The following is a 19,084-nucleotide window of genomic DNA, read 5'->3' as shown; positions in this document are numbered from 1 at the left end:
GACGCCTAGGCGCCGTTGAATACCGGCGCGCGGCGCTCCGCAAACGCGCGCAGCCCCTCGTCGAAATCCGCGCCTTCGCACGCTTGCCGGCGCAGCTCGGCAATCCGTTCGAACGCATCGGCGGGCAACGGCCGCGCGTCCTGCAGCACGCGCAACTGCTCCTTCACGGCGTACACCGCGAGCGGCGCCTTCGCGGCAATCGTGCGCGCGACGTCGAGCGCCGCATCGTCGACGCCGCCCGCTTCGGCCAGCCGATTCACGAGCCCGTGATGCGCGGCGCGCTCCGCATCGAGCGGCTGCGCGCAGAAGAACATTTCCTTCAGCACGTGAATCGGCAGGTTGTCGTAGAAACGCAGCAGGCCGCTCGTCGAATACGGCAGCCCGATGTTCGCGGGCGTCATCGCGAAACACGCATCGCGCGCCGCGACGACGAGGTCGCAACTCATCACGAGATCAACCGCCCCGCCCCACGCCGACCCCGCCACGGCCGCGATCACCGCGCCCGGATAAGTTCGCACACGCCGCAGCGCGCGTTCGAGCGGCTTGCCGTATGCGAGCGGGTCGCGGTCGTCGGCCAGTTCGCGCAGGTCGTGCCCCGCGCTCCACACGTCGCCGCTGCCGTCGTTCGACAGGATCACGACGGGCGGCGGACGGTGCTCGGCCAGCGCATCGAGACGCGCGACCAGCGCATCGAGCAACGGCGCGTCGAGCGCGTGACGCCGCGCCGGATTCGAGAAGCGCACACGCGCGATCCGCTCGTCGACCATGTCGACCATCACGCGCGACGCGCTTTCCTGTTTCGTCATGTCGGTCATTGCACCGCCTCCGCCACCGCTTCCGCCTGAAAAATCGCGCGCTCGTCCAGCAGCACGTCGATCGCGCCGTCATCGTAGCCGGCCTCGCGCAGCACGTCGACCGTATGCTCGCCGAGCAGCGGCGGCGCATGGCGCGTGCGCGGTGCCGGCATGTCGTCGCCCATCCCGCCGAGCGGCGTGACGACCTGGCGCAATTTCCCGAGCGTCGGATGCGCGACCGGTTCGACCAGCCCGCAATGCGCAAGCTGCGGATCGGCGAACACTTCGTCGAGCGTGTTGATCGGCCCGGCCGGCAGCCCGGCTTCGACGAAACGCTGCGTCCATTCGCGCTTGCCGCGCGTGCGCAGCCGGCTTTCGAGCAGCGCCTTCAGCGCGTCGCGGTGCTCGACGCGCGCGTCGTTGGTCGCGAAGCGCGGATCGTTCGGCAAGTCGGGCAGCTCCAGCAACTGACACAGCCGCAACCACATGTCGGTCGTGATCGGCGCGAGGTTGAGCGGCCCGTCGGCCGTCTCGAACACGCCGTACGGCGCGATCACCGCATGCGCATTGCCGGTGCGGCGCGGCACGTCGCCGAGGCTCAGGTAGCGTTGCCCGTGCACGCTCAGCAGCGCGACGAGGCTTTCGAGCAGCGACGTGCCCACATGCTGGCCGCGCCCCGTGCGCTCGCGCTCGAACAGCGCGGCCAGCACGCCGGTCGCGACCCACATCCCCGAGCTGAGATCGCCGATCGCGGTGCCGGTGCGGGTCGGCTCGCCATCGGGGAAACCGGTGAGACTCATCAGCCCCGCATAACCCTGCGCGATCTGGTCGAAACCCGGCCAGTCGCGCAGCGGGCCGCGCGGGCCGAACGCGGTGACGCTGCCCATCACGAGCCGCGGATCGCGCGCGCTGAGCGCGGCATAACCGAGCCCCATCGCGTCCATCGTGCCGGCCTTGAAATTCTCGATCACGACGTCGGCCTGTGCGATCAGCCGGCGCACGACATCGATGCCGGCCGGCTGCCGGAAATCCACGCAGATGCCGCGCTTGTTGCGGTTGCAGGACAGGTAGTACGTGCTCACGCCGCGATCGAACGGCCCCCATGCGCGGCTCATGTCGCCGTTCGGTCCCGACTCGACCTTGATCACGTCGGCGCCGAGATCGGCGAGCACCATCGAGCAGAACGGCCCCGACAGCGCGCGACTCAGATCGACGACCCTGATTCCTTGTAATGCCTTCATTCCGGACTCCTGATATTGCTGACTGGATGTTGCGTGTTGCCGAACGATCGCGGCGCGCCGCTCATTCGGGCAGCGTCTGATGACGCGTTTCGACCGCGAACGGCAGGATCAGGATGCCGAGCCCGAACACGGCCGCGGTCCACGCGACCGGCACGCCGAGCGAACCGTAGCCGTGAATCGCGGCGCCGAGCAGGAAGTTCACGCCCGCGCCGATGAAGCGGCCGACCGACGCGTTGAACGCGAACGCGGTAGCCCGCACGCGCGTCGGATACTGCTCGGGCAGCCACAGCGAGAAGATCGCGAAGTTGCCGCCGAAGAAGCCGAGGAACGCGAGCGAAACCATGAATGCCGTGAGCCCGTTCGGCTGGTAGAACGCCCAGCCGAACGCGAACACGATCGCACCGGCCATGCCCGCGAAATACACGCCGAGCGCCGTGCGGCGGCCGAGCCGCTCCGAGAGCCACGGCGCGACCAGGCAGCCGGCGATCGTCGCGCACGACAGGATCGCCGCGCCGACCGACGCGAGCCGCAGCGCGCCGAGGTGGTCGATGCCCGCGCGCGTCGCCAGCGTGGTGACCGCGCTCGCCTCGTAGACGGAGCCGGCCCACAGCCCGACGATCGCGACGCCGACGAGGCTCGCGCTCGTCAGCGTGCGGCGCAGGAAGGCCGGCGCGAAGATCTCGCGCAGCGGATGCGCACGCCGCGCGTCGGCCACGTCGCCGTCTCGCGCGTCGTGCCGGCGCCACTGCCCCGGTTCCTTCACGCGCATCACGGTGAACACCGCGAGCAGCGCGGGAGCGAGCCCGCACAGGAACATCGCGCGCCAGCCGTAGGTCGCGCCGATCGTGTAGTTCAGGCACGCCGCGATGAAGAAGCCGAAGTAGTAGCCCGTCTGCAGGTAGCCGGCGCCCATCTTGCGGCGGTCTTCCGGCCAGCTCTCGGCGACGTAGGTGCCCGCGAGCGCCCATTCGCCGCCGACGCCGATCCCGGCGAGCAACCGGCACGCGGCCAGCGCCCATACGTCGTGCACGAACGCGGCCGCGCCGGTGAACACCGAATAGATCAGGATGCTCGCGGCGAGCGTGCGCACGCGGCCGAAGCGGTCCGCGAGCGGCCCCCAGATGAACGACAGCCCCCAGCCGATCAGGAACAGCGCGAACAGGATCGAGCCGTACATCCCGAGATTCGCGGGCGTCGCCGCGATGCCGGATGCCGGCAGCAGTTCGGTCAGCGCGGGAATCAGCACGAGCGCGTAGATCACCGAGTCCACGCCGTCGAGCACCCAGCCCGCGTACACGGCCCAGAAGCCCTTGACCTGCTCGCGCGTGAGCGGCGTGCGCCGCGGCTTCGCGCCGGCCGCCGGCGCGTCGATCGCCTTGAACATCTTCGTCTCCTTGCCGGCGCGGCCGGCACTTTTGCCGCGTCCGGTCCGGGATGGCCGGCAGGCTGGCTCTTTTGTGAGACGAGTATAGAAACACCATCGATCGGAGAAAAATATGATATTCATCTTGCTCGATCGGATTGGCTTATGGCTTGAATCGGGGAGACGGCGGCGATGGACTTGAGACAGTTGCGCTATTTCGTGAAGGTCGTCGAATGCGGCAACGTCACGCATGCGAGCGAGGCACTGCATGTCGCGCAGCCCGCGGTCAGCCAGCAGATACGCAATCTCGAACGGGATCTCGATATGCAGTTGCTCGAACGGAGCGTGCGCGGTGTCGCGCCGACCGCCGCGGGCCGCACGCTGTACCAGCACGCGCTCGAGCTGCTGCGCCAGGCCGACGGCACACGCGAGCTGCTGCGCCGCGACGCCGAAACGCCGCAGGGCCGCGTGACGGTCGGCATGCCGTCGAGCACCGCGCGCGTGCTGGCGATTCCGCTTGCACGCGCGGTGCGCGACCGTTATCCGGGCATCATGCTGGAGCTGATCGAGGCGCCGAGCGCCGATCTCGACACGCTGCTCGAACGCACGCGGCTCGATCTCGCGATCGTCGTCGACGCGGTCGACACGCGCGGCATCGCGATCCACCGGCTGCTCACGGAAACGCTGTACCTGATCACGTGGCCCGAGTTTCCGGTGCCGGACGATCCCGTGCCGCTCGACGCGATCGCGCGCATGCCGCTCGTGCTGCCGAGCGCACCGAACACGATCCGCAACCGCGTCGACTGGGCGATGCGCGAGGCCGGGCTGTCGTACGAGATCAGCTTCGAGGCGAGCTCGACCGGGCTGCTGTTCGCGGCCGTGATGGCGCAGCTCGGCGTGACCATCCTGCCGTGGACGGCCGCGCACGTCGAGATCGAGGAACGCAAGCTCAAGCTGTCGACGGTCGCGCACCGGCTGTTCGCGCGCGACTTGTCGCTGTGCTGGCACGATACGGCGCTCGTCAGCAACGCGGTGCAGAAGGTGAAGGCGGAGATCGTGCGGTTGTTCGACGCGCTCGGGCGGCGGCCGGAGTGGGCGGACGGCCATCCCGGCCGCGCGTGACCGGCGCCGCGCGGGGGCATTGACAACGCCCCCCGGCGCCCCGTAACGTTGCTCCCATCGTAACCATCACCGGTTCAGCTTAAGAGGTTGTCGGCCCGCTCGTGCTCGACACCTCCGCCTTCATCGAAGGCCTGCTGCTTGGCGCCGGCCTGTTCACGTCGGTCGGCCCGAAGGACGCATTCGTCATCAAGCGCTCGATCTCGAGCCCCCATCTGCTCTCCATTGCCCTCGTCTGCGCAGGCAGCGATGCGCTGCTGATCGCGCTCGGCGCGCAGGGGCTGTCGTCGCTGCTGTCGAGGCATCCCGGCGTGGTGTCCGCGGCGTTATGGGCCGGCATTGCGTATCTCGCCGGTTATGGCCTGCTCGCGCTGCGTTCGGCGATCGTCAGACGGCAGCCCGGGCATGTCGACGGTTCACGCGCCGGCAGCGAGCCCACGCGGGCACGCACGGTACTCGCGACCGCCGCCGTTTCGCTGCTCAATCCGTATGCGTGGATCGATACCGTGCTGCTGCTCGGCACCGTGATCGTGAGCCACACGCCGTCCGCACGCATGCCGTTTGCGATCGGCGCGATGACGGCTTCGCTCGCGTGGTTCCTGATGCTCGCCTACGGTGCGCGCGCATGCCGCGCGTGGTTCGCTCGCACGCTGGCGTGGCGTGTGCTCGATTTCTTCGTGGCGGTGATGATGCTCGGCTTCGCGGTTCGTTTCGCGATCGACGCGCTTTAGGCGTCAGCGCCCCGCTACGTTACGAAACGCGTCGTGCGCTTCGCGATGAAGCTCGAAGCCGATACCCGGCGCCTGCGGTACGGCCGCGTAACCGGCGTCGACGGTTTCGCCATCGGCCAGCCCGCTGAACGGACGGAACGCGAACGGACTGACTTCCGCACCACCGAGCCCGAGCGCCGCCACGACGTGCAGCGAGAACAGGTGGCCGCCATGCGGCAAGAACGCATCGCGCCGCCAGCTGCGCGACACGAAGTGCTCGACGATCTGCAAATAACCCGGCAGCCCGTAGCAGTGCACGGGATCGAACACAAGCACGTCGCGGTCGCGGCGCAGCCCACCGTAACGGTCGAGCAGCTTCGCTTCCGCGAGCGAGAACAGCGCTTCGCCGGCTGCGATCGGCGGTGCGTATCGCGCAGCTAGGTCCGCCTGGAGCGGCAGATCGAGCGGGTCGCAGATGTCCTCGAACCACCAGAGCTCGAACGGTGCGAGCATCGTCGCGGCAGCTTGCACGGTCGTCGCGTCGTACGTGTTCATCGCGTCGACCGCGAGATGCGAACTGCCGGCAAGCTGAGCAGCGGCGGCTTCGATGCGGCGTTTGTCCTGATCGAGATCCGCGCCGCCGATCTTGATCTTCGCGTGCGTGTAGCCGAGATCGGCGATACGGCACATCTCGTCCGACAGGCGCGCGAGATCGTCATCCGGATAGCGGTAGCCGCCGCCCGCATACACGCGCACGCGCGGTTCGGCGGTACGCTCGAGCCGATCGGCGAGAAAGCGATGAAGCGGTAGGCCGGCGATTTTCGCGGCGGCGTCCCAGATCGCCATGTCGAGCGTGCCGACCGCCACGCATCGTTCGCCGTGCCCACCGGTTTTTTCGCCGGCCATCATCGCGCGCCATACGCGGAACGGATCGAGGTTCGTGCCGGCTTCGTCGGCGAGCGTGTCGGCCGCGGCCAGCAAGCGCGGCGCAAACCGTTCGCGGATCAGGCCACCCTGTGCGAAGCGGCCGACCGATGCGTAGCCGTAGCCCGTTACCGGGTGGCCATCGCGCACGACGTCGGTCACGACTGCAACAACACTCGTCGTCAGGCCGCCGGATGGAATCGCCGGATCGGCATAGCGGGAGACGGGAATCGCGTGCTCGTGGATCGCGGTGATGCGCATGGGCGGGGTTCCGGGAAAACGTTCGGGGTTCGCAGGCCATGCACGCACGGCGGCCGGCGCGACTGGCTGATCGCCGCATCATAGGCGCTTGCGCGATGTCTTGCCGGCACCCGCGCGATCGCGCGGGGCGGCAAGGCCGGCCTAGCGTGCGACCACGCTCGGCGAGCTGTTTTCGAACCGGATCGGGTTTTATTGAGCCGGAATCCCCTGCTTGCCTCGCTGCTCCGTAACCCCGGCGGGTGTCGGGCGACCAAGACAATCGCGGCTCGAATCTACCGGCCCGCTCAGGCGAAGACGAAGTACTTGCGTACCGTCTCCACCACTTCCCACGTCCCTTTCATGCCGGGTTCGATCACGAACACATCACCGGCTTTCAGGTGCACCGATTTCTCACCTTCCGGTGTGATGATGCAGTAGCCATCGAGGAAGTGGCAGTACTCCCATTTCTCGTAGTTCACCTCGAACTTGCCCGGCGTGCAGATCCAGGTACCCATGATCTTGCTACCGTCCTTGGAGACGTACGCGTTGAGGTTCACGGTGTGCGGATCGCCGCCGATGCGCTTCCACTTGGTCGCGTCAAGGACCGGCATCGGGCAGGTTTCGCGAAGAACGGTGATGAAATCGGACATGTCAACTCCAGACTAACGATCGTGTGAGAGGCTTGTCACGTTAGTGCGAAAGCGTTGCCGCGGCTTGTATGCTTCCGACACCGACTCGTCTATTTTCGACACTGGCCTGCGGGCATGCGCACGGACAGCGCGTTTCGTTCGGCCTTCGCGCCACGGTGTGCCACCTCGCGTTACGGTTGCCCCGTTCGCGCGGCTGACGCGTCGAGACGGGCCACCGTAGGGAACGCAACGCCGTCTGCCAGGCGCCCAAACAACCTCACTTGCCACATCGCCGCCAACGGACGAAGACACGCGTGGAGACGGATGGGGCAGGACATAGGTCATCAGGCACTTCATGACCAAGTCGCGAAGCGCCGTTACCCTCTTGGCGCGGCAGCTATTCAATTGTCCGGTTGAGGATCTCCATAGTGCCAAATGACCATCCCCCACGCCGTGCGCTGCGGCCCAGGCATAGGCGCCCCGGCCTCGACATGAACCGGATCCTTCACGGCCGGGCTTTGCCAGTAGCCGGTGCGCGGACAAGGCTCTCCGGGCAGGACCCGTAGCCTCGGTTACGCGACAGGCTTGGGGAAGTAAGTTTCCTCCTCGGCCGGAATGCTGCCGTCCTGGTAACGCTTGTCCTCCCACAGCAGCCGCCAGCGCACCTCATGCTCGTCGTTCGCCCCTTCCAACAGGTACTTGTGGGCAATACTGCCTTTGAGGAAGTAGCTCGGACAGCCCACCTTGCCGGACGGAAACCACGGCTCCCAGATACCTTCGACAGGAACCGCCTCATCGCTGCAAACCTCGCCGGCCCCAGATTCGTTCTTGGGCGGACAGGGAGGAAGTTCTGCAGGATAGCTGCGACCGGGCGGCCAATACCGCCACGCCGGAAGTGGGGCGTCTTCAAACATGGATTCATAGGTCCAATGCTCAAACACACGGCTTCCTCCGTCCGCGCGTGTCCCGTATGCAAGCATCCCGGTAAAACCGAGTCCAACCGTGCAATTGAGCGCATCGCACATCAAGCTTTCGATCCACACGCCCTCGGCGAACCCGGTGGCATACACGGGATCCGCGAAGTTGGTGTCCTTCAGTCCTAGCGCGTGAAAAAACGGATCGAATTTCCGGCCGATTTCAGTTGCACTCCGCCCAAACAAAAGCTCACCGCCCTTCTCGCTACCCGTGATGAGCGCAGCGTAAGCCGATCTCTTGTCGGCACCGTGCCGTAATGTCTCAATGCCCTGATCCATCCTCGCCAACGCATTCAGGAAATCGCTGACGTACGCCGCCTCCAGCTCCTCTTGATTTGGGCTCGGCGTGTCCAATTGCTTCGCATACGCACGGAGGAAATCCCGGAACAGGCCAACCGCATGATCCAGGAATGTAACGCTGGTCCATTTCTTGAGCAGGTAGAACGCTTTGGCGCGCGCATCCAGTTCTTGCTCGCGGGTCATGGTCAGCGTGTTCAGCATCATGGGTTCCGTTCTTCCGTCATTTGTGTTCCGACATCGGCTCCTGCTCGCCGTTCATAGCCTTACGCCACCGTACACCATCCCCCGCTTGCCATCCCCACCGAAACCCCTGTAGAATTGCGCGTTCTGCGGGCGTCGTATAATGGCCATTACCTCAGCTTCCCAAGCTGATGACGTGGGTTCGATTCCCATCGCCCGCTCCACTTTCCGGCTGCACGGCAGCCTGCGCATAAGCCGCCTCGTCGAAGGCGGCTTTTTTGTACCATGTGCCGGTTCACCGCGCGCACTGCTGCGCGCATCGGGCCCTCGCCCGCAACCGAGCCTTTCTCTGTACCGATGATGCACGACGATCCGAACGAAGCCGGCCTGCCGCCGCACGACGACGCCATTCCCGACGAAACCACCGACGGCGCCGACGAAGTCAACCCGCTGCACCACCGCCGCATCCGCAGCTTCGTCACGCGCGCAGGCCGCGTATCGACCGGCCAGCGCCGCGCGCTCGACGAATTCGGCCCGCGCTTCGTCGTCCCGTATGCGCCGGAGATGCCCGACTGGAATGCGGTGTTCGGCCGCAGCGCGCCGCGCATCCTCGAGATCGGCTTCGGGATGGGCGCATCGACCGCGGAAATCGCCGCGCACCGGCCCGGCGACGACTTCCTCGGCGTCGAGGTGCATGAACCGGGCGTCGGCGCGCTGCTGAAGCTGATCGGCGAGCAGAACCTGCCGAACATCCGCATCATCCAGCACGACGCAGTTGAAGTGCTCGAGCACATGCTCGCGCCGGAAAGCCTCGACGGCGTGCACATCTTCTTCCCCGATCCGTGGCACAAGGCGCGTCACCACAAGCGCCGGCTGATCCAGCCGCCGCTGGTCGCGCATCTCGCGTCGCGCCTGAAGCCCGGCGCATACCTGCACTGCGCGACCGACTGGCAGAACTACGCGGAACAGATGCTGGAAGTGCTCGGCGCGGAACCGACGCTCGAGAACACGGCCGCCGACTACGCGCCGCGCCCCGACTACCGCCCGGTGACGAAGTTCGAACGGCGCGGGCTGCGGCTCGGCCATGGCGTGTGGGACCTCGTATTCCGCAAGCGCGCAGGCTGAAGTATTCCACCGTGGCAGCGCACGTCGCCCTGCCCCGGATGACAAAACGGCCCGACCGGCATCTGCCGATGAACTGCACCCCAAAAGTTGGAGACCGATCCAACCTTTGGGGTGTTTTTCATGGCGAAGTATGACGAGCCGTTTCGGCTACAGGTCGTTCAGGAATATCTGAATGGAGGCGCGAGCACACGCACACTCGCGGCGCATTATGGGGTTGGACGCACGGTCATCCGGCGCTGGGTGGCGAGCTACCGGGAGCATGGCGTAGCCGGACTGCGCAGGAAGGTCGGTCACTACGACGCCCAATTCAAGTTATCGGTGCTGCAACGCATCCAGCGTGACGGACTGTCATATGGTCAGGCGGCCGCGTTGTTCGACATTCGAAGCGCGGGGCACGTGGCAACCTGGGCGCGCCTGTATCATGACGGCGGTATCGATGCACTGTCCCCTCGCCGCCGAGGGCGCCCCAGAAAGATGGCCACTTCACTTCCCCCGAAACCCACTGAAGCCGGTGCGCCGGACGAGCGCACGCGCGAGGAATTGCTCAAGGAAAACGAGTATCTGCGCGCGGAGGTGGCGTACCTAAAAAAGCTCGATGCGCTGCTGCAAGCGAAGAAGCAAGCAGCGCAAAAGAAAAAACGCAAATAGTGCATGAGCTCAGGCAGCGCCATTCGGTGGCGGCACTCCTGAAGGCGGCTGGATTGGCACGCAGCACGTTCTATTACCAACTCAGGACGCTGGAGGCTGAGGACCGTCACGCCGATCTGAAAGCACAGATCCGGACGGTGTTCGAACGCCACCAGGGCCGCTACGGCTATCGGCGCGTCACGGCTGCGATCCGACAGGCCGGTCATCTCGTCAACCACAAGGCGGTGCAAAGGCTGATGCAGCAATTGCAGTTGAAGTCCTGGGTGCGCCCGAAGAAATACCGCTCGTGGCGAGGGGAGCTTGGCAAGGCCGCGCCGAACCTGCTGCAACGCCAGTTCGAGGCTGCAGGCCCTCATCAGAAGTGGGTGACGGATGTGACCGAATTCAAGGTCAACGGGCAGAAGCTGTATCTGTCGCCGGTGATGGACCTGTACAACGGCGAGATCGTGGCTTACCAGATGGAGCGACGCCCAAGCTTCGAGCTGGTCAGCGGCATGTTGAAGCAGGCGCTGACCAAACTCCGACGCAAGGACAAGCCGTTGCTGCATTCGGATCAGGGCTGGCACTACCGGATGCCGGAGTTCCGCCGGGAGTTGGAGCGACGCAAGCTGACCCAGAGCATGTCGCGCAAGGGCAATTGCCTCGACAACGCCGCGATGGAAAGCTTCTTCGGCACGCTCAAGTCTGAGTGCTTCAAGCGGCAGCGCTTCACTTGCGTGGAGCAATTACGCGAGACGCTGGAACGCTACATCCATTACTACAACCACGAACGCATCAAGCTCAAACTAAAAGGACTGAGTCCCGTGCAATACAGAACTCAGTCCTTGGGCGCCTAGCCTTCAACTGTCCAACTTCGTGGGGTCAGTTCACGATCGGGCCGTTTCCTTATCGGACGCCCGCACACCTCGGGGTTGGCATCACGCCCAGTTCAGCCAGCCGCTGTAGCCGACCAGCAGCACGAACAGCCCGAACGCGATCCGGTACCACGCGAACACCGTGAAGTCGTGCGTCGCGACGTAGCGCAGCAGCCAGCGCACGCACACGAACGCGCTGACGAATGCAGCAACGAGCCCAAGTGCGAACAGGCCGAGCGAATCGACGGTGAACGCCTGCCAGTCCTTGACGGTTTCATAGAGCGTCGCGCCGAAGATGATCGGAATCGCGAGGAAGAACGAGAATTCGGTCGCAACGCGCCGGTCGAGGCCGAACAGCATCCCGCCGATGATCGTCGAACCCGAGCGCGACATGCCGGGCACCAGCGCGAAGCACTGCGCGAGACCGACCTTGAGCGCATCGAGCGGCGTCAGCGCATCGACCGACATCACGCGCGGCGGCTCGCGGCGTTCGCGCTGCCGTGCCTCGGCCCACAGGATGATCGCGCCGCCGACGACGAGCGCGAACGCGACGGGCACCGGCGAGAACAGCACGGCCTTGATCTTCTTCTCGAACAGGAGGCCGAGCGCGACCGCGGGAATCGTCGCGATCACGACGTTCAGCGTGAAGCGCCGTGCGTCGGGCCGGCTCGGCAGCCCGGACACGATGGACGCGATCCGTTGCCGGTACTCCCAGCAGACCGCGAGGATCGCGCCGAACTGGATCACGACGTCGAAGGTCTTCGCGTGCGAATCGTTGAAATTCAGGAAGCTGCCCGCGACGATCAGGTGGCCGGTGCTCGACACCGGCAGGAATTCCGTCAGCCCCTCGACGACGCCGAGGATCAATGCCTTGCAGATCAGGATCCAGTCCATTCGTGGCCCAACTCCGAAATGGTCGTAAGAAAGGGCCACCTCTCCACGCGCGGCCCGCCCGGCCGCGCGCGGTACGTCGTCATTTTTCGACGATCGCCACGCGTATGCCGTTTGTAAGAATCGTAATTGTACCGGGTTCGTAGTTCACGCCGGCAAATTGCAGTTGTTCGGGCTTGAACGTGTAGATCGGATAGTTGGTCAGCACCTGCGTCGCGAGCAGGCCGGCGGCCGCGCCGACCTGCTGCGCGTACATCTGCGCATCGCCGTCGAGCACGAGGCTGTCGACGGCCGGCGCCTTCAGCACGACCGAGCGGCTCGGCGCGTCATACGCGAGCTGACCCGACACGGTGAACTTGCCGCTGACGGGCGCGCGCAGGAACGGGCTCGCGAAATGCGCGTCGAGCTGCACGGCGACGCGGTTCTGGTCGGGCAGCAGGTTGACGGCCGGGTTCGCGAGCGACACATCGACGACCTGCGCGACCGTCTTCTGGTACGGGAACTTGCGCGCGACGGCTTTCTGCACGTCGCCGCGCGAGAACGTGTAGTGATCGGGGATGAACGGGAACGTCGACGCGCAGGCGGCAAGCGAAAGCGTCACGCCGATGGCGCCGACGGAGACGGCGAGAAAACGGCGCCGGCCGGGCGCGCAAGGTGCGGTCATGCTGAACAATCTCCTGTATGCGACGGCTGCGTCGCGGCCTCGAGGCGCGTGAGCCATGCGAGCGCGTCGTCGCGCGACGCGCCGCACATGTCGGCGGACGGCTGCAGCCCGGAACAGCATGCAGGCCGCTCGGGTTGGCCGAAAATCCGGCAGCGCAGGTCGTCGCCGAGCTGCACGCAGCGCACGCCGGCCGGCTTGCCGTCGGGCATGCCCGGAATCGGGCTGGAAATCGACGGCGCGATGCAGCACGCGCCGCAGCCCTCGCGGCACGCATGCGGCGGCGGGACAACGGCGGGCGCCGGGCGGACAGGCATTTCGACGGACACTCGGCTCTCTCGGACGAACAACACAAAACGGTGCGGCAACCGGACGCGGCGTCCGGCAGCCCCACCCCGCATTGTGCCATCGCCGGCTGCGACGTTATTACACAATGCAGCCGAATCGCGCGTTTATATACTCGAAAGCATCTAAAAAGCGCGAGACCGTCATGAGTTCTGGTTCTGCCGACACAATGTTCCGTCCCGATTTGCTCGCGAAATACGGCGCGAACGGGCCGCGCTATACGTCATACCCCACCGCGCTGCAGTTTCGCGACGATTTCGACCCGGCCGACTACGCGCGCGCGGCCAGCGACCCCGGCGCGTCGTCGAGCGAGCTGTCGCTGTACGTCCACATCCCGTTCTGCAACACCGCGTGCTTCTACTGCGGCTGCAACAAGATCGCGACCAACAACCACCGCCGCGCGCGCCCGTATCTCGACCAGCTCAAGCGCGAGATGGTGCTGCAGGCCGCGCTGTTCGATCCGGCGCGTCCCGTCACGCAACTGCACTGGGGCGGCGGTACGCCGACCTTCCTGTCCGACGACGAAACGGCGGAGCTGATGGCGGCCACCCGCGAGCACTTCTCGCTCGCGCCGGACGCCGACGCCGAGTTCTCGATCGAGATCGACCCGCGCACGGTCACGCCGGCGACGCTCGTGCACCTGCGCACGATCGGCTTCAACCGGCTGAGCCTCGGCGTGCAGGATTTCGATCCGGTCGTGCAGCAGGCGATCAACCGCATCCAGCCTGTCGCGATGACGGCCGACCTGCTCGGCGCCGCGCGCGCGACGGGCTTCCATTCGATCAGCGTCGACCTGATCTACGGCTTGCCGCACCAGACGGTCGCCGTGTTCGCGCGCACGCTCGAGACGATCATCGAACTCGCGCCCGACCGGCTGTCGGTGTTCGGCTACGCGCACATGCCGCACCTGTTCAAGATGCAGCGGCAGATCGACGACGCGACGCTGCCGCCGCCGGCCACGCGCATCGCGCTGCTCGGCCTCGCGATCGACATGCTGACGTCGGCCGGCTACGTGTACATCGGGATGGACCACTTCGCACGGCCGTCCGACGAGCTCGTGCGCGCGCAGCGCAACGGCACGCTGCAGCGCAATTTCCAGGGCTACAGCACGCGCGCGGATACCGATCTCGTCGGGTTCGGCGCGTCGTCGATCGGCAAGGTCGGCGACGTCTACGCGCAGAACGCGAAGGATCTGCCCGCGTATGGCGCAGCCCTCGACGCGGGCCGGCTGCCGATCGCGCGCGGCGTGCGGCTCACGCCCGACGACCGGCTGCGCCGCGACGTAATCACGCAACTGATGTGCAACCTCGAACTGCCGTTCTCGCATGTCGAGGCCGCGCACGGCATCCGCTTCGCCGATCATTTCGCGCGCGAGCTCGACGCGCTGCGCCCGTTCGAGCGCGACGGGCTGCTGACGATCGCGGGCGACCGCCTGACGATCCATCCAGCCGGCCGGATGGTCGTGCGCAACATCGCGATGGCGTTCGACGCGTATCTCGGCCAGACGCCGCGGCAACGCTACTCGCGCACGGTCTGACGCCCTGGCCGGCCGCACGCGGGCGGCCGGTTTGATACAGTGTGGAGTTCACGCTCCGCCAGAACCCGCACGATGCGCACCACCAAAGCGACCTACGCGGTCGAACGCCTGAAAACCCGCTCCGGCAACCCGCAATTCGCGGCCGTCGCAATGGCGGGCGGTCTGTTCTATCTCGTCGACCGCTCCGGCGGCACCAGCGAAAAGCGCTGCGAGCCGCTGCCGCTCGACGAGTTCGTCAAGTTCGTCGACGAATTCGGCCCCAAAAAGCCGCGCAAGGCGAGCAAGCTCGACCTCGCATTCGAGGCGCAGATCAAGAAGAGCAAGGGATAAAGGTCTGTTGCAGGCCGCCTGAAGGCTTGGCGGCCGCCCCGTTTGGTACAATCACGAAGTTTCTCTATCCCCGCTGATGGCCGACCAGGCTGCGTGACCACACCATGAATATCGAAAACGCGCGTTTCAACATGATCGAACAACAGATCCGGCCGTGGGACGTGCTGGATCTCGACGTCCTGGGCCTGCTGTCGATCGTCAAGCGTGAAAACTACGTGCCGGCCGAATACCGCGATATCGCGTTCGCCGACCTCGAACTGCCGCTGCCCGGCGGCCGCAGCAAGATGCTGTTCCCGCGCGTCGAAGCGCGCGTGCTGCAGGAACTGACGGTCAAGAAGCACGAGAACGTGCTGCTGATCGGCGCGGGCTCGGGCTACCTGGCGGCGCTGTTCGCCCATCGCGCGCAGCACGTGACGGCGGTCGAAATCGATCCGGCGATCGCGAAGTTCGCGGAAGACAACCTCCGCAACGACGGCGTGACCAACGCGGAAGTCGTGCTCGGCGACGGTTCGCGCGGCTGGGCCGGCAAGGCGCCGTACGACGTGATCTGCGTCGCGGGCGGCCTGCCCGTCGTACCGCAGGAAATGCTCGAACAGCTGAAGGTCGGCGGCCGCCTGTCGGCGTTCGTCGGCGGCCGTCCGGTGATGAAGGCGCAGATCATCACGCGCATCGACGACAAGCAGTACCGCGTCGCCGACGTGTTCGAAACCTACATCGACCACCTCGTCAACGCGATCGAGCCGTCGCGCTTCAAGTTCTGAGCGGCGGAGCCTCCATGCAGATCCTGACACCCGCGATGCTCGCGGAATGGCTCGGCGACACGGCGCGCCCCGCGCCGATCGTGCTCGACGTGCGCGAGCCGTGGGAAATCGCGACCGCGCAGATCGCCGGCAGCGTATCGATCCCGATGCAGCAGATCCCCGCGCGCAGCGAAGAGCTCGACGACGAAGCGGAAATCGTCTGCGTGTGCCATCACGGCATGCGCAGCGCGCAGGTCGCGATGTTCCTCGAATCGCGCGGCTTCACGAAGCTGTACAACCTGCAGGGCGGAATCGACGCGTGGTCGCGCGACGTCGATCCGGCCGTGCCGCGTTACTGATCTTTCCGGCGACGCATCGCGCGTCGCCCGCCATCCTGATCCGCCGAACGGGCGCGCATTGCGCGCCCGTTTCTCTTTTCCGCCCTATTCCGTTTCCTTCAGCGCGTCGGCGACGATCGCGAACAGCTCGGTGATCTGCGCGTCGTCGATGATGAGCGGCGGCGAGAACGCGAGGATGTCGCCCGTATAGCGGATCATCGCGCCCTTCTGGTAGCACTTGACGAACACGTCGTACGCGCGTGCGCCCGGCTTGCCGTCGCGCGGCGCCAGCTCGACGCCGCCGACGAGGCCGAGATTGCGCACGTCGATCACGTGCCGTGCGTCCTTCAGCTTGTGGATCTCGCGCTCGAACACGGGCGCCATCTGCGCGGCGCGCTCGAACAGCCGCTCGCGCTCGTACAGGTCGAGCGTCGCGCACGCGGCGGCCGCCGCAAGCGGGTGTCCCGAATACGTATAGCCGTGGAACAGCTCGATGCCGGCCGGTGCGCCGCTCACGATCGTGTCGTGAATGGCGTCGCTCGCCGCGACCGCGCCCATCGGCACGGCCGCGTTGTTCGTGCCTTTCGCCATCGTCAGCAGGTCGGGCGTCACGTTGAAGTACTGCGCGGCGAACGGCGCACCGAGCCGCCCCCAGCCCGTGATGACCTCGTCGAAGATCAGCAGGATGCCGTGCTTGTCGCACAGCTCGCGCAACCGTTCGAGATAGCCCTTCGGCGGGATCAGCACGCCCGTCGACCCCGCGACCGGCTCGACGATCACCGCGGCGATCGTCGATGCATCGTGCAGCGCGACGATCCGTTCCAGTTCGTCGGCGAGGTGCGCGCCCCACGCCGGCTGCCCTTTCGAAAACGCGGCTTCCTTGATGTTCAGCGTATGCGGCAAGTGGTCGACCGACGGCAGCAGCGCGCCCGAATACGCGTTGCGGTTCGGCGCGATCCCGCCGACCGAGATGCCGCCGAAGCCGACGCCGTGATAACCGCGCTCGCGGCCGATGAAGCGCGTGCGCTGCGCTTCGCCGCGCGCGCGGTGATACGCGAGCGCGATCTTCAGCGCGGTGTCGACCGCCTCCGAGCCCGAGTTCGTGAAGAAGATGTGGCCGAGGCCGGCCGGCGTATGGCGCGCGATGCGCGTCGCGGCTTCGAACGCCTTCGGGTGGCCCATCTGGAAGGTCGGCGCGAAATCCATCTCCTCGGCCTGCGCGTTGATCGCCGCGACGATCTCGTCGCGGCAGTGCCCGGCGTTCACGCACCAGAGCCCCGCGGTGCCGTCGAGTATGCGCCGGCCGTCGTGCGACGTGTAGTACATCCCTTTCGCGGACACCAGCAGCCGCGGCGCGTCCTTGAACTGGCGGTTGGCGGTAAACGGCATCCAGAACGCCGACAGGTCGGGCGTGTTCGCTTGCGGTTGACTCATGGTGGCTCCTCGGTGGGTTCGGGCGGCGCGGCATGGCGCTGCACCGGCGTGATTCGAAGACAGGGTGCATGGCAGACCGAACACCGAGTGTAAGCACCGGAACGGGGAACCACAATCGTGCACCATTTGCGCCCGCGAACCTGCACCGCAACGGACCGCGCATGCTGCACGACGCATCACGCGCACCACCCCATCGCCCCGCGCAGGCACGCCGGACGTGCATCCGCGCGACTGGCACATGCCTTGCGTTACCCCATGGCCGGCGCCGTTACGGCGCACGCCTATCCAACATGACAAGGGGATCCCGATGAAACGTCGCAGTCTGTTGAAGTTCGGTTCGATGGCCGGTGCGCTTGCGCTGGCGGGCAAGAGTCCGTTCGTGCACGCGGCCGATGCGGGCACCGGCCCGATCAAGGTCGGCATCCTGCACTCGCTGTCGGGCACGATGGCGATCTCCGAAACGTCGCTGAAGGACACCGCGCTGATGACGATCGCCGACATCAACAAGAGCGGCGGCGTGATGGGCCGCAAGCTCGAGCCCGTGGTGGTCGATCCCGCGTCGAACTGGCCGCTGTTCGCCGAGAAGGCGCGCCAGTTGCTCACGCAGGACAAGGTCGCGTGCGTGTTCGGCTGCTGGACGTCGGTGTCGCGCAAGTCCGTGCTGCCGGTGTTCGAGGAACTGAACGGGCTGCTCTACTACCCGGTGCAGTACGAAGGCGAGGAAATGTCGCGCAACGTGTTCTACACGGGCGCCGCGCCGAACCAGCAGGCGATTCCGGCCGTCGAGTACCTGATGAGCGCCGAGGGCGGCGGCGCGAAGCGCTTCTTCCTGCTCGGCACCGACTACGTGTATCCGCGCACGACCAACAAGATCCTGCGCGCGTTCCTGAAATCGAAGGGCGTGAAGGACGCGGACATTCAGGAGGTCTACACACCGTTCGGCCACAGCGATTACCAGACCATCGTCGCGAACATCAAGACCTTCTCGCAGGGCGGCAAGACGACCGTGATCTCGACGATCAACGGCGACTCGAACGTGCCGTTCTACAAGGAACTCGGCAACCAGGGGATCAAGGCGACCGACGTGCCGGTCGTCGCGTTCTCGGTCGGCGAGGAAGAACTGCGCGGGATCGACACGAAGCCGCTCGTCGGCCACCTCGCCGCGTGGAACTACTTCATGTCGGTGAAGAACCCGACCAACACGAAGTTCAAGGACCAGTTCGCCGCGTGGGTGAAGGCGAACAACCTGCCGGGCGGCGCGAAGCGCGTGACCAACGACCCGATGGAAGCGACCTACGTCGGCATCCATATGTGGAAACAGGCCGTCGAGAAGGCGAAGAGCACCGACGTCGACAAGGTGCGCGTCGCGATGATCGGCCAGAGCGTCGCCGCGCCGTCGGGCTTCACGCTCGCGATGGACGGCAACCACCACCTGCACAAGCCGGTGATGATCGGCGAAATCCGCGGCGACGGGCAATTCAACGTCGTGTGGAAGACCAAGACCGCGGTGCGCGCGCAGCCGTGGAGCCCGTTCATCGCGGGCAACCAGGGCAAGCCGGACATCGTCACGTCGATCCCGGCGTTCCTGCGCCGGCAGCGCGCGGCGCTCGCCTGACGCGATGTGGGGCGTCGTGCACCGGCGCGATGCCCCGCTCGTTCGCAGGTGCGGATGCACGGGCCGTGATTGCCGTGATGAACCGCAATCGC

At 66.2% G+C, this 19,084-nt stretch carries 19 protein-coding genes and 1 tRNA gene; 10 read left to right on the top strand and 10 right to left on the bottom strand.

Going from position 1 to position 19,084, the window contains the following annotated elements:
• Positions 1-5 precede the first annotated feature (5 nt).
• The 3 genes from scpB to H3H55_RS04500 all read right to left on the bottom strand — a co-directional run bounded on the left by scpB (position 6) and on the right by H3H55_RS04500 (position 3,419).
• Complete coding sequence (gene scpB / locus H3H55_RS04510; protein ID WP_193097806.1) at positions 6-815, bottom strand: methylmalonyl-CoA decarboxylase; 810 nt, start codon at positions 813-815, stop codon at positions 6-8.
• Positions 812-2,035 carry a CaiB/BaiF CoA transferase family protein gene (locus H3H55_RS04505; RefSeq protein WP_193097805.1) on the bottom strand — a complete coding sequence of 408 codons (1,224 nt, stop codon included), beginning with the start codon at positions 2,033-2,035 and terminating at the stop codon, positions 812-814. Before H3H55_RS04505 ends, scpB begins: the two co-directional genes overlap by 4 nt.
• A 61-nt stretch (positions 2,036-2,096) precedes the next feature.
• Positions 2,097-3,419, bottom strand: a complete 1,323-nt coding sequence (locus H3H55_RS04500; protein ID WP_193097804.1) for an MFS transporter — start codon at positions 3,417-3,419, stop codon at positions 2,097-2,099.
• A 171-nt stretch (positions 3,420-3,590) separates the two neighbouring features.
• On the opposite strand from H3H55_RS04500, the gene H3H55_RS04495 reads away from it, so the two are divergent.
• The gene (locus H3H55_RS04495; RefSeq protein WP_193097803.1) at positions 3,591-4,520 is read left to right on the top strand and encodes a LysR substrate-binding domain-containing protein; all 930 of its coding nucleotides are present in this window, start codon (positions 3,591-3,593) and stop codon (positions 4,518-4,520) included.
• A 101-nt stretch (positions 4,521-4,621) separates the two neighbouring features.
• Positions 4,622-5,248 carry a LysE/ArgO family amino acid transporter gene (locus H3H55_RS04490; RefSeq protein WP_193097802.1) on the top strand — a complete coding sequence of 209 codons (627 nt, stop codon included), beginning with the start codon at positions 4,622-4,624 and terminating at the stop codon, positions 5,246-5,248.
• A gap of 3 nt (positions 5,249-5,251) precedes the next feature.
• Here H3H55_RS04490 and H3H55_RS04485 read toward each other — a convergent pair whose 3' ends face one another.
• The 3 genes from H3H55_RS04485 to H3H55_RS04475 form a co-directional block, all read right to left on the bottom strand.
• Positions 5,252-6,412, bottom strand: a complete 1,161-nt coding sequence (locus H3H55_RS04485) for an enolase C-terminal domain-like protein (RefSeq protein ID WP_193097801.1) — start codon at positions 6,410-6,412, stop codon at positions 5,252-5,254.
• Positions 6,413-6,696: 284 nt separating this feature from the next.
• Positions 6,697-7,041: a cupin domain-containing protein gene (locus H3H55_RS04480; RefSeq protein WP_129513912.1), complete on the bottom strand. Its 345-nt coding sequence runs from the start codon at positions 7,039-7,041 to the stop codon at positions 6,697-6,699.
• Positions 7,042-7,592: 551 nt separating this feature from the next.
• The gene (locus tag H3H55_RS04475) at positions 7,593-8,495 is read right to left on the bottom strand and encodes an Imm72 family immunity protein (protein WP_226799940.1); all 903 of its coding nucleotides are present in this window, start codon (positions 8,493-8,495) and stop codon (positions 7,593-7,595) included.
• Between the two features lie 128 nt (positions 8,496-8,623).
• Between H3H55_RS04475 and H3H55_RS04470 the strand changes: the two genes are divergently transcribed.
• The 3 genes from H3H55_RS04470 (at position 8,624) to H3H55_RS04460 (ending at position 11,083) form a co-directional block, all read left to right on the top strand.
• Positions 8,624-8,698: transfer RNA gene (locus H3H55_RS04470), tRNA-Gly, on the top strand.
• A 133-nt stretch (positions 8,699-8,831) separates the two neighbouring features.
• Positions 8,832-9,599, top strand: a complete 768-nt coding sequence (gene trmB, locus H3H55_RS04465) for a tRNA (guanosine(46)-N7)-methyltransferase TrmB (protein ID WP_193097799.1) — start codon at positions 8,832-8,834, stop codon at positions 9,597-9,599.
• Between the two features lie 120 nt (positions 9,600-9,719).
• Positions 9,720-11,083 (top strand): IS3 family transposase gene (locus H3H55_RS04460; protein ID WP_193097798.1). Its coding sequence is split into 2 segments (ribosomal slippage): positions 9,720-10,182 and positions 10,182-11,083, totalling 1,365 coding nucleotides; the frame shifts between segments, so codons are not numbered across the junction.
• Positions 11,084-11,164: 81 nt separating this feature from the next.
• Here the strand turns inward: H3H55_RS04460 and H3H55_RS04455 are convergent.
• The 3 genes from H3H55_RS04455 to H3H55_RS04445 all read right to left on the bottom strand — a co-directional run bounded on the left by H3H55_RS04455 (position 11,165) and on the right by H3H55_RS04445 (position 12,970).
• On the bottom strand, positions 11,165-11,995 hold the full coding sequence (locus tag H3H55_RS04455) for an undecaprenyl-diphosphate phosphatase (protein WP_193097797.1): 831 nt from the start codon (positions 11,993-11,995) through the stop codon (positions 11,165-11,167).
• Between the two features lie 79 nt (positions 11,996-12,074).
• Entirely contained in the window at positions 12,075-12,656 is a 582-nt protein-coding gene (locus tag H3H55_RS04450; RefSeq protein ID WP_048251488.1) for a DUF1439 domain-containing protein, read from the bottom strand.
• A complete protein-coding gene (locus H3H55_RS04445) occupies positions 12,653-12,970 on the bottom strand; it encodes a YkgJ family cysteine cluster protein (protein ID WP_193099448.1) in 318 nt (105 codons plus the stop codon). Before H3H55_RS04445 ends, H3H55_RS04450 begins: the two co-directional genes overlap by 4 nt.
• A gap of 173 nt (positions 12,971-13,143) precedes the next feature.
• Here H3H55_RS04445 and hemN point away from each other — a divergent pair, with 173 nt between their 5' ends.
• The 4 genes from hemN to H3H55_RS04425 all read left to right on the top strand — a co-directional run bounded on the left by hemN (position 13,144) and on the right by H3H55_RS04425 (position 15,964).
• Positions 13,144-14,535: an oxygen-independent coproporphyrinogen III oxidase gene (gene hemN / locus H3H55_RS04440; RefSeq protein WP_193097796.1), complete on the top strand. Its 1,392-nt coding sequence runs from the start codon at positions 13,144-13,146 to the stop codon at positions 14,533-14,535.
• 72 nt (positions 14,536-14,607) lie between these two features.
• Positions 14,608-14,865 (top strand): hypothetical protein, encoded by a 258-nt coding sequence (locus H3H55_RS04435; RefSeq protein WP_048251490.1) that lies wholly within the window; start codon positions 14,608-14,610, stop codon positions 14,863-14,865.
• 104 nt (positions 14,866-14,969) lie between these two features.
• Entirely contained in the window at positions 14,970-15,626 is a 657-nt protein-coding gene (locus H3H55_RS04430; protein ID WP_048251491.1) for a protein-L-isoaspartate O-methyltransferase family protein, read from the top strand.
• Between the two features lie 14 nt (positions 15,627-15,640).
• A complete protein-coding gene (locus H3H55_RS04425; RefSeq protein WP_193097795.1) occupies positions 15,641-15,964 on the top strand; it encodes a rhodanese-like domain-containing protein in 324 nt (107 codons plus the stop codon).
• Positions 15,965-16,048: 84 nt separating this feature from the next.
• On the opposite strand, the gene H3H55_RS04420 is transcribed toward H3H55_RS04425, so the two are convergent.
• On the bottom strand, positions 16,049-17,377 hold the full coding sequence (locus H3H55_RS04420) for an aspartate aminotransferase family protein (RefSeq protein WP_193097794.1): 1,329 nt from the start codon (positions 17,375-17,377) through the stop codon (positions 16,049-16,051).
• Positions 17,378-17,684: 307 nt separating this feature from the next.
• Between H3H55_RS04420 and urtA the strand changes: the two genes are divergently transcribed.
• The gene (gene urtA / locus H3H55_RS04415; protein WP_129513906.1) at positions 17,685-18,992 is read left to right on the top strand and encodes an urea ABC transporter substrate-binding protein; all 1,308 of its coding nucleotides are present in this window, start codon (positions 17,685-17,687) and stop codon (positions 18,990-18,992) included.
• Positions 18,993-19,084: the final 92 nt, after the last annotated feature.

Origin of the sequence: Burkholderia sp. Z1 (assembly GCF_014893795.1) — a bacterium.
Lineage (GTDB): Bacteria > Pseudomonadota > Gammaproteobacteria > Burkholderiales > Burkholderiaceae > Burkholderia > Burkholderia theae.
Note: the sequence above shows the minus strand (reverse complement) of the source record. Positions and strands in the feature narration are given on the sequence as shown.

Coding starts and splice junctions, on each gene's coding strand:
- H3H55_RS04505 (WP_193097805.1), bottom strand. CDS start 2,035: ATGAAGGCATTACAAGGAATCAGGGTCGTCGATCTGAGTCGCGCGCTG.
- H3H55_RS04445 (WP_193099448.1), bottom strand. CDS start 12,970: ATGCCTGTCCGCCCGGCGCCCGCCGTTGTCCCGCCGCCGCATGCGTGC.
- H3H55_RS04485 (WP_193097801.1), bottom strand. CDS start 6,412: ATGCGCATCACCGCGATCCACGAGCACGCGATTCCCGTCTCCCGCTAT.
- hemN (WP_193097796.1), top strand. CDS start 13,144: ATGAGTTCTGGTTCTGCCGACACAATGTTCCGTCCCGATTTGCTCGCG.
- trmB (WP_193097799.1), top strand. CDS start 8,832: ATGATGCACGACGATCCGAACGAAGCCGGCCTGCCGCCGCACGACGAC.
- urtA (WP_129513906.1), top strand. CDS start 17,685: ATGAAACGTCGCAGTCTGTTGAAGTTCGGTTCGATGGCCGGTGCGCTT.
- H3H55_RS04425 (WP_193097795.1), top strand. CDS start 15,641: ATGCAGATCCTGACACCCGCGATGCTCGCGGAATGGCTCGGCGACACG.
- H3H55_RS04435 (WP_048251490.1), top strand. CDS start 14,608: ATGCGCACCACCAAAGCGACCTACGCGGTCGAACGCCTGAAAACCCGC.
- H3H55_RS04420 (WP_193097794.1), bottom strand. CDS start 17,377: ATGAGTCAACCGCAAGCGAACACGCCCGACCTGTCGGCGTTCTGGATG.
- H3H55_RS04495 (WP_193097803.1), top strand. CDS start 3,591: ATGGACTTGAGACAGTTGCGCTATTTCGTGAAGGTCGTCGAATGCGGC.
- H3H55_RS04455 (WP_193097797.1), bottom strand. CDS start 11,995: ATGGACTGGATCCTGATCTGCAAGGCATTGATCCTCGGCGTCGTCGAG.
- scpB (WP_193097806.1), bottom strand. CDS start 815: ATGACCGACATGACGAAACAGGAAAGCGCGTCGCGCGTGATGGTCGAC.
- H3H55_RS04430 (WP_048251491.1), top strand. CDS start 14,970: ATGAATATCGAAAACGCGCGTTTCAACATGATCGAACAACAGATCCGG.
- H3H55_RS04450 (WP_048251488.1), bottom strand. CDS start 12,656: ATGACCGCACCTTGCGCGCCCGGCCGGCGCCGTTTTCTCGCCGTCTCC.
- H3H55_RS04500 (WP_193097804.1), bottom strand. CDS start 3,419: ATGTTCAAGGCGATCGACGCGCCGGCGGCCGGCGCGAAGCCGCGGCGC.
- H3H55_RS04475 (WP_226799940.1), bottom strand. CDS start 8,495: ATGCTGAACACGCTGACCATGACCCGCGAGCAAGAACTGGATGCGCGC.
- H3H55_RS04480 (WP_129513912.1), bottom strand. CDS start 7,041: ATGTCCGATTTCATCACCGTTCTTCGCGAAACCTGCCCGATGCCGGTC.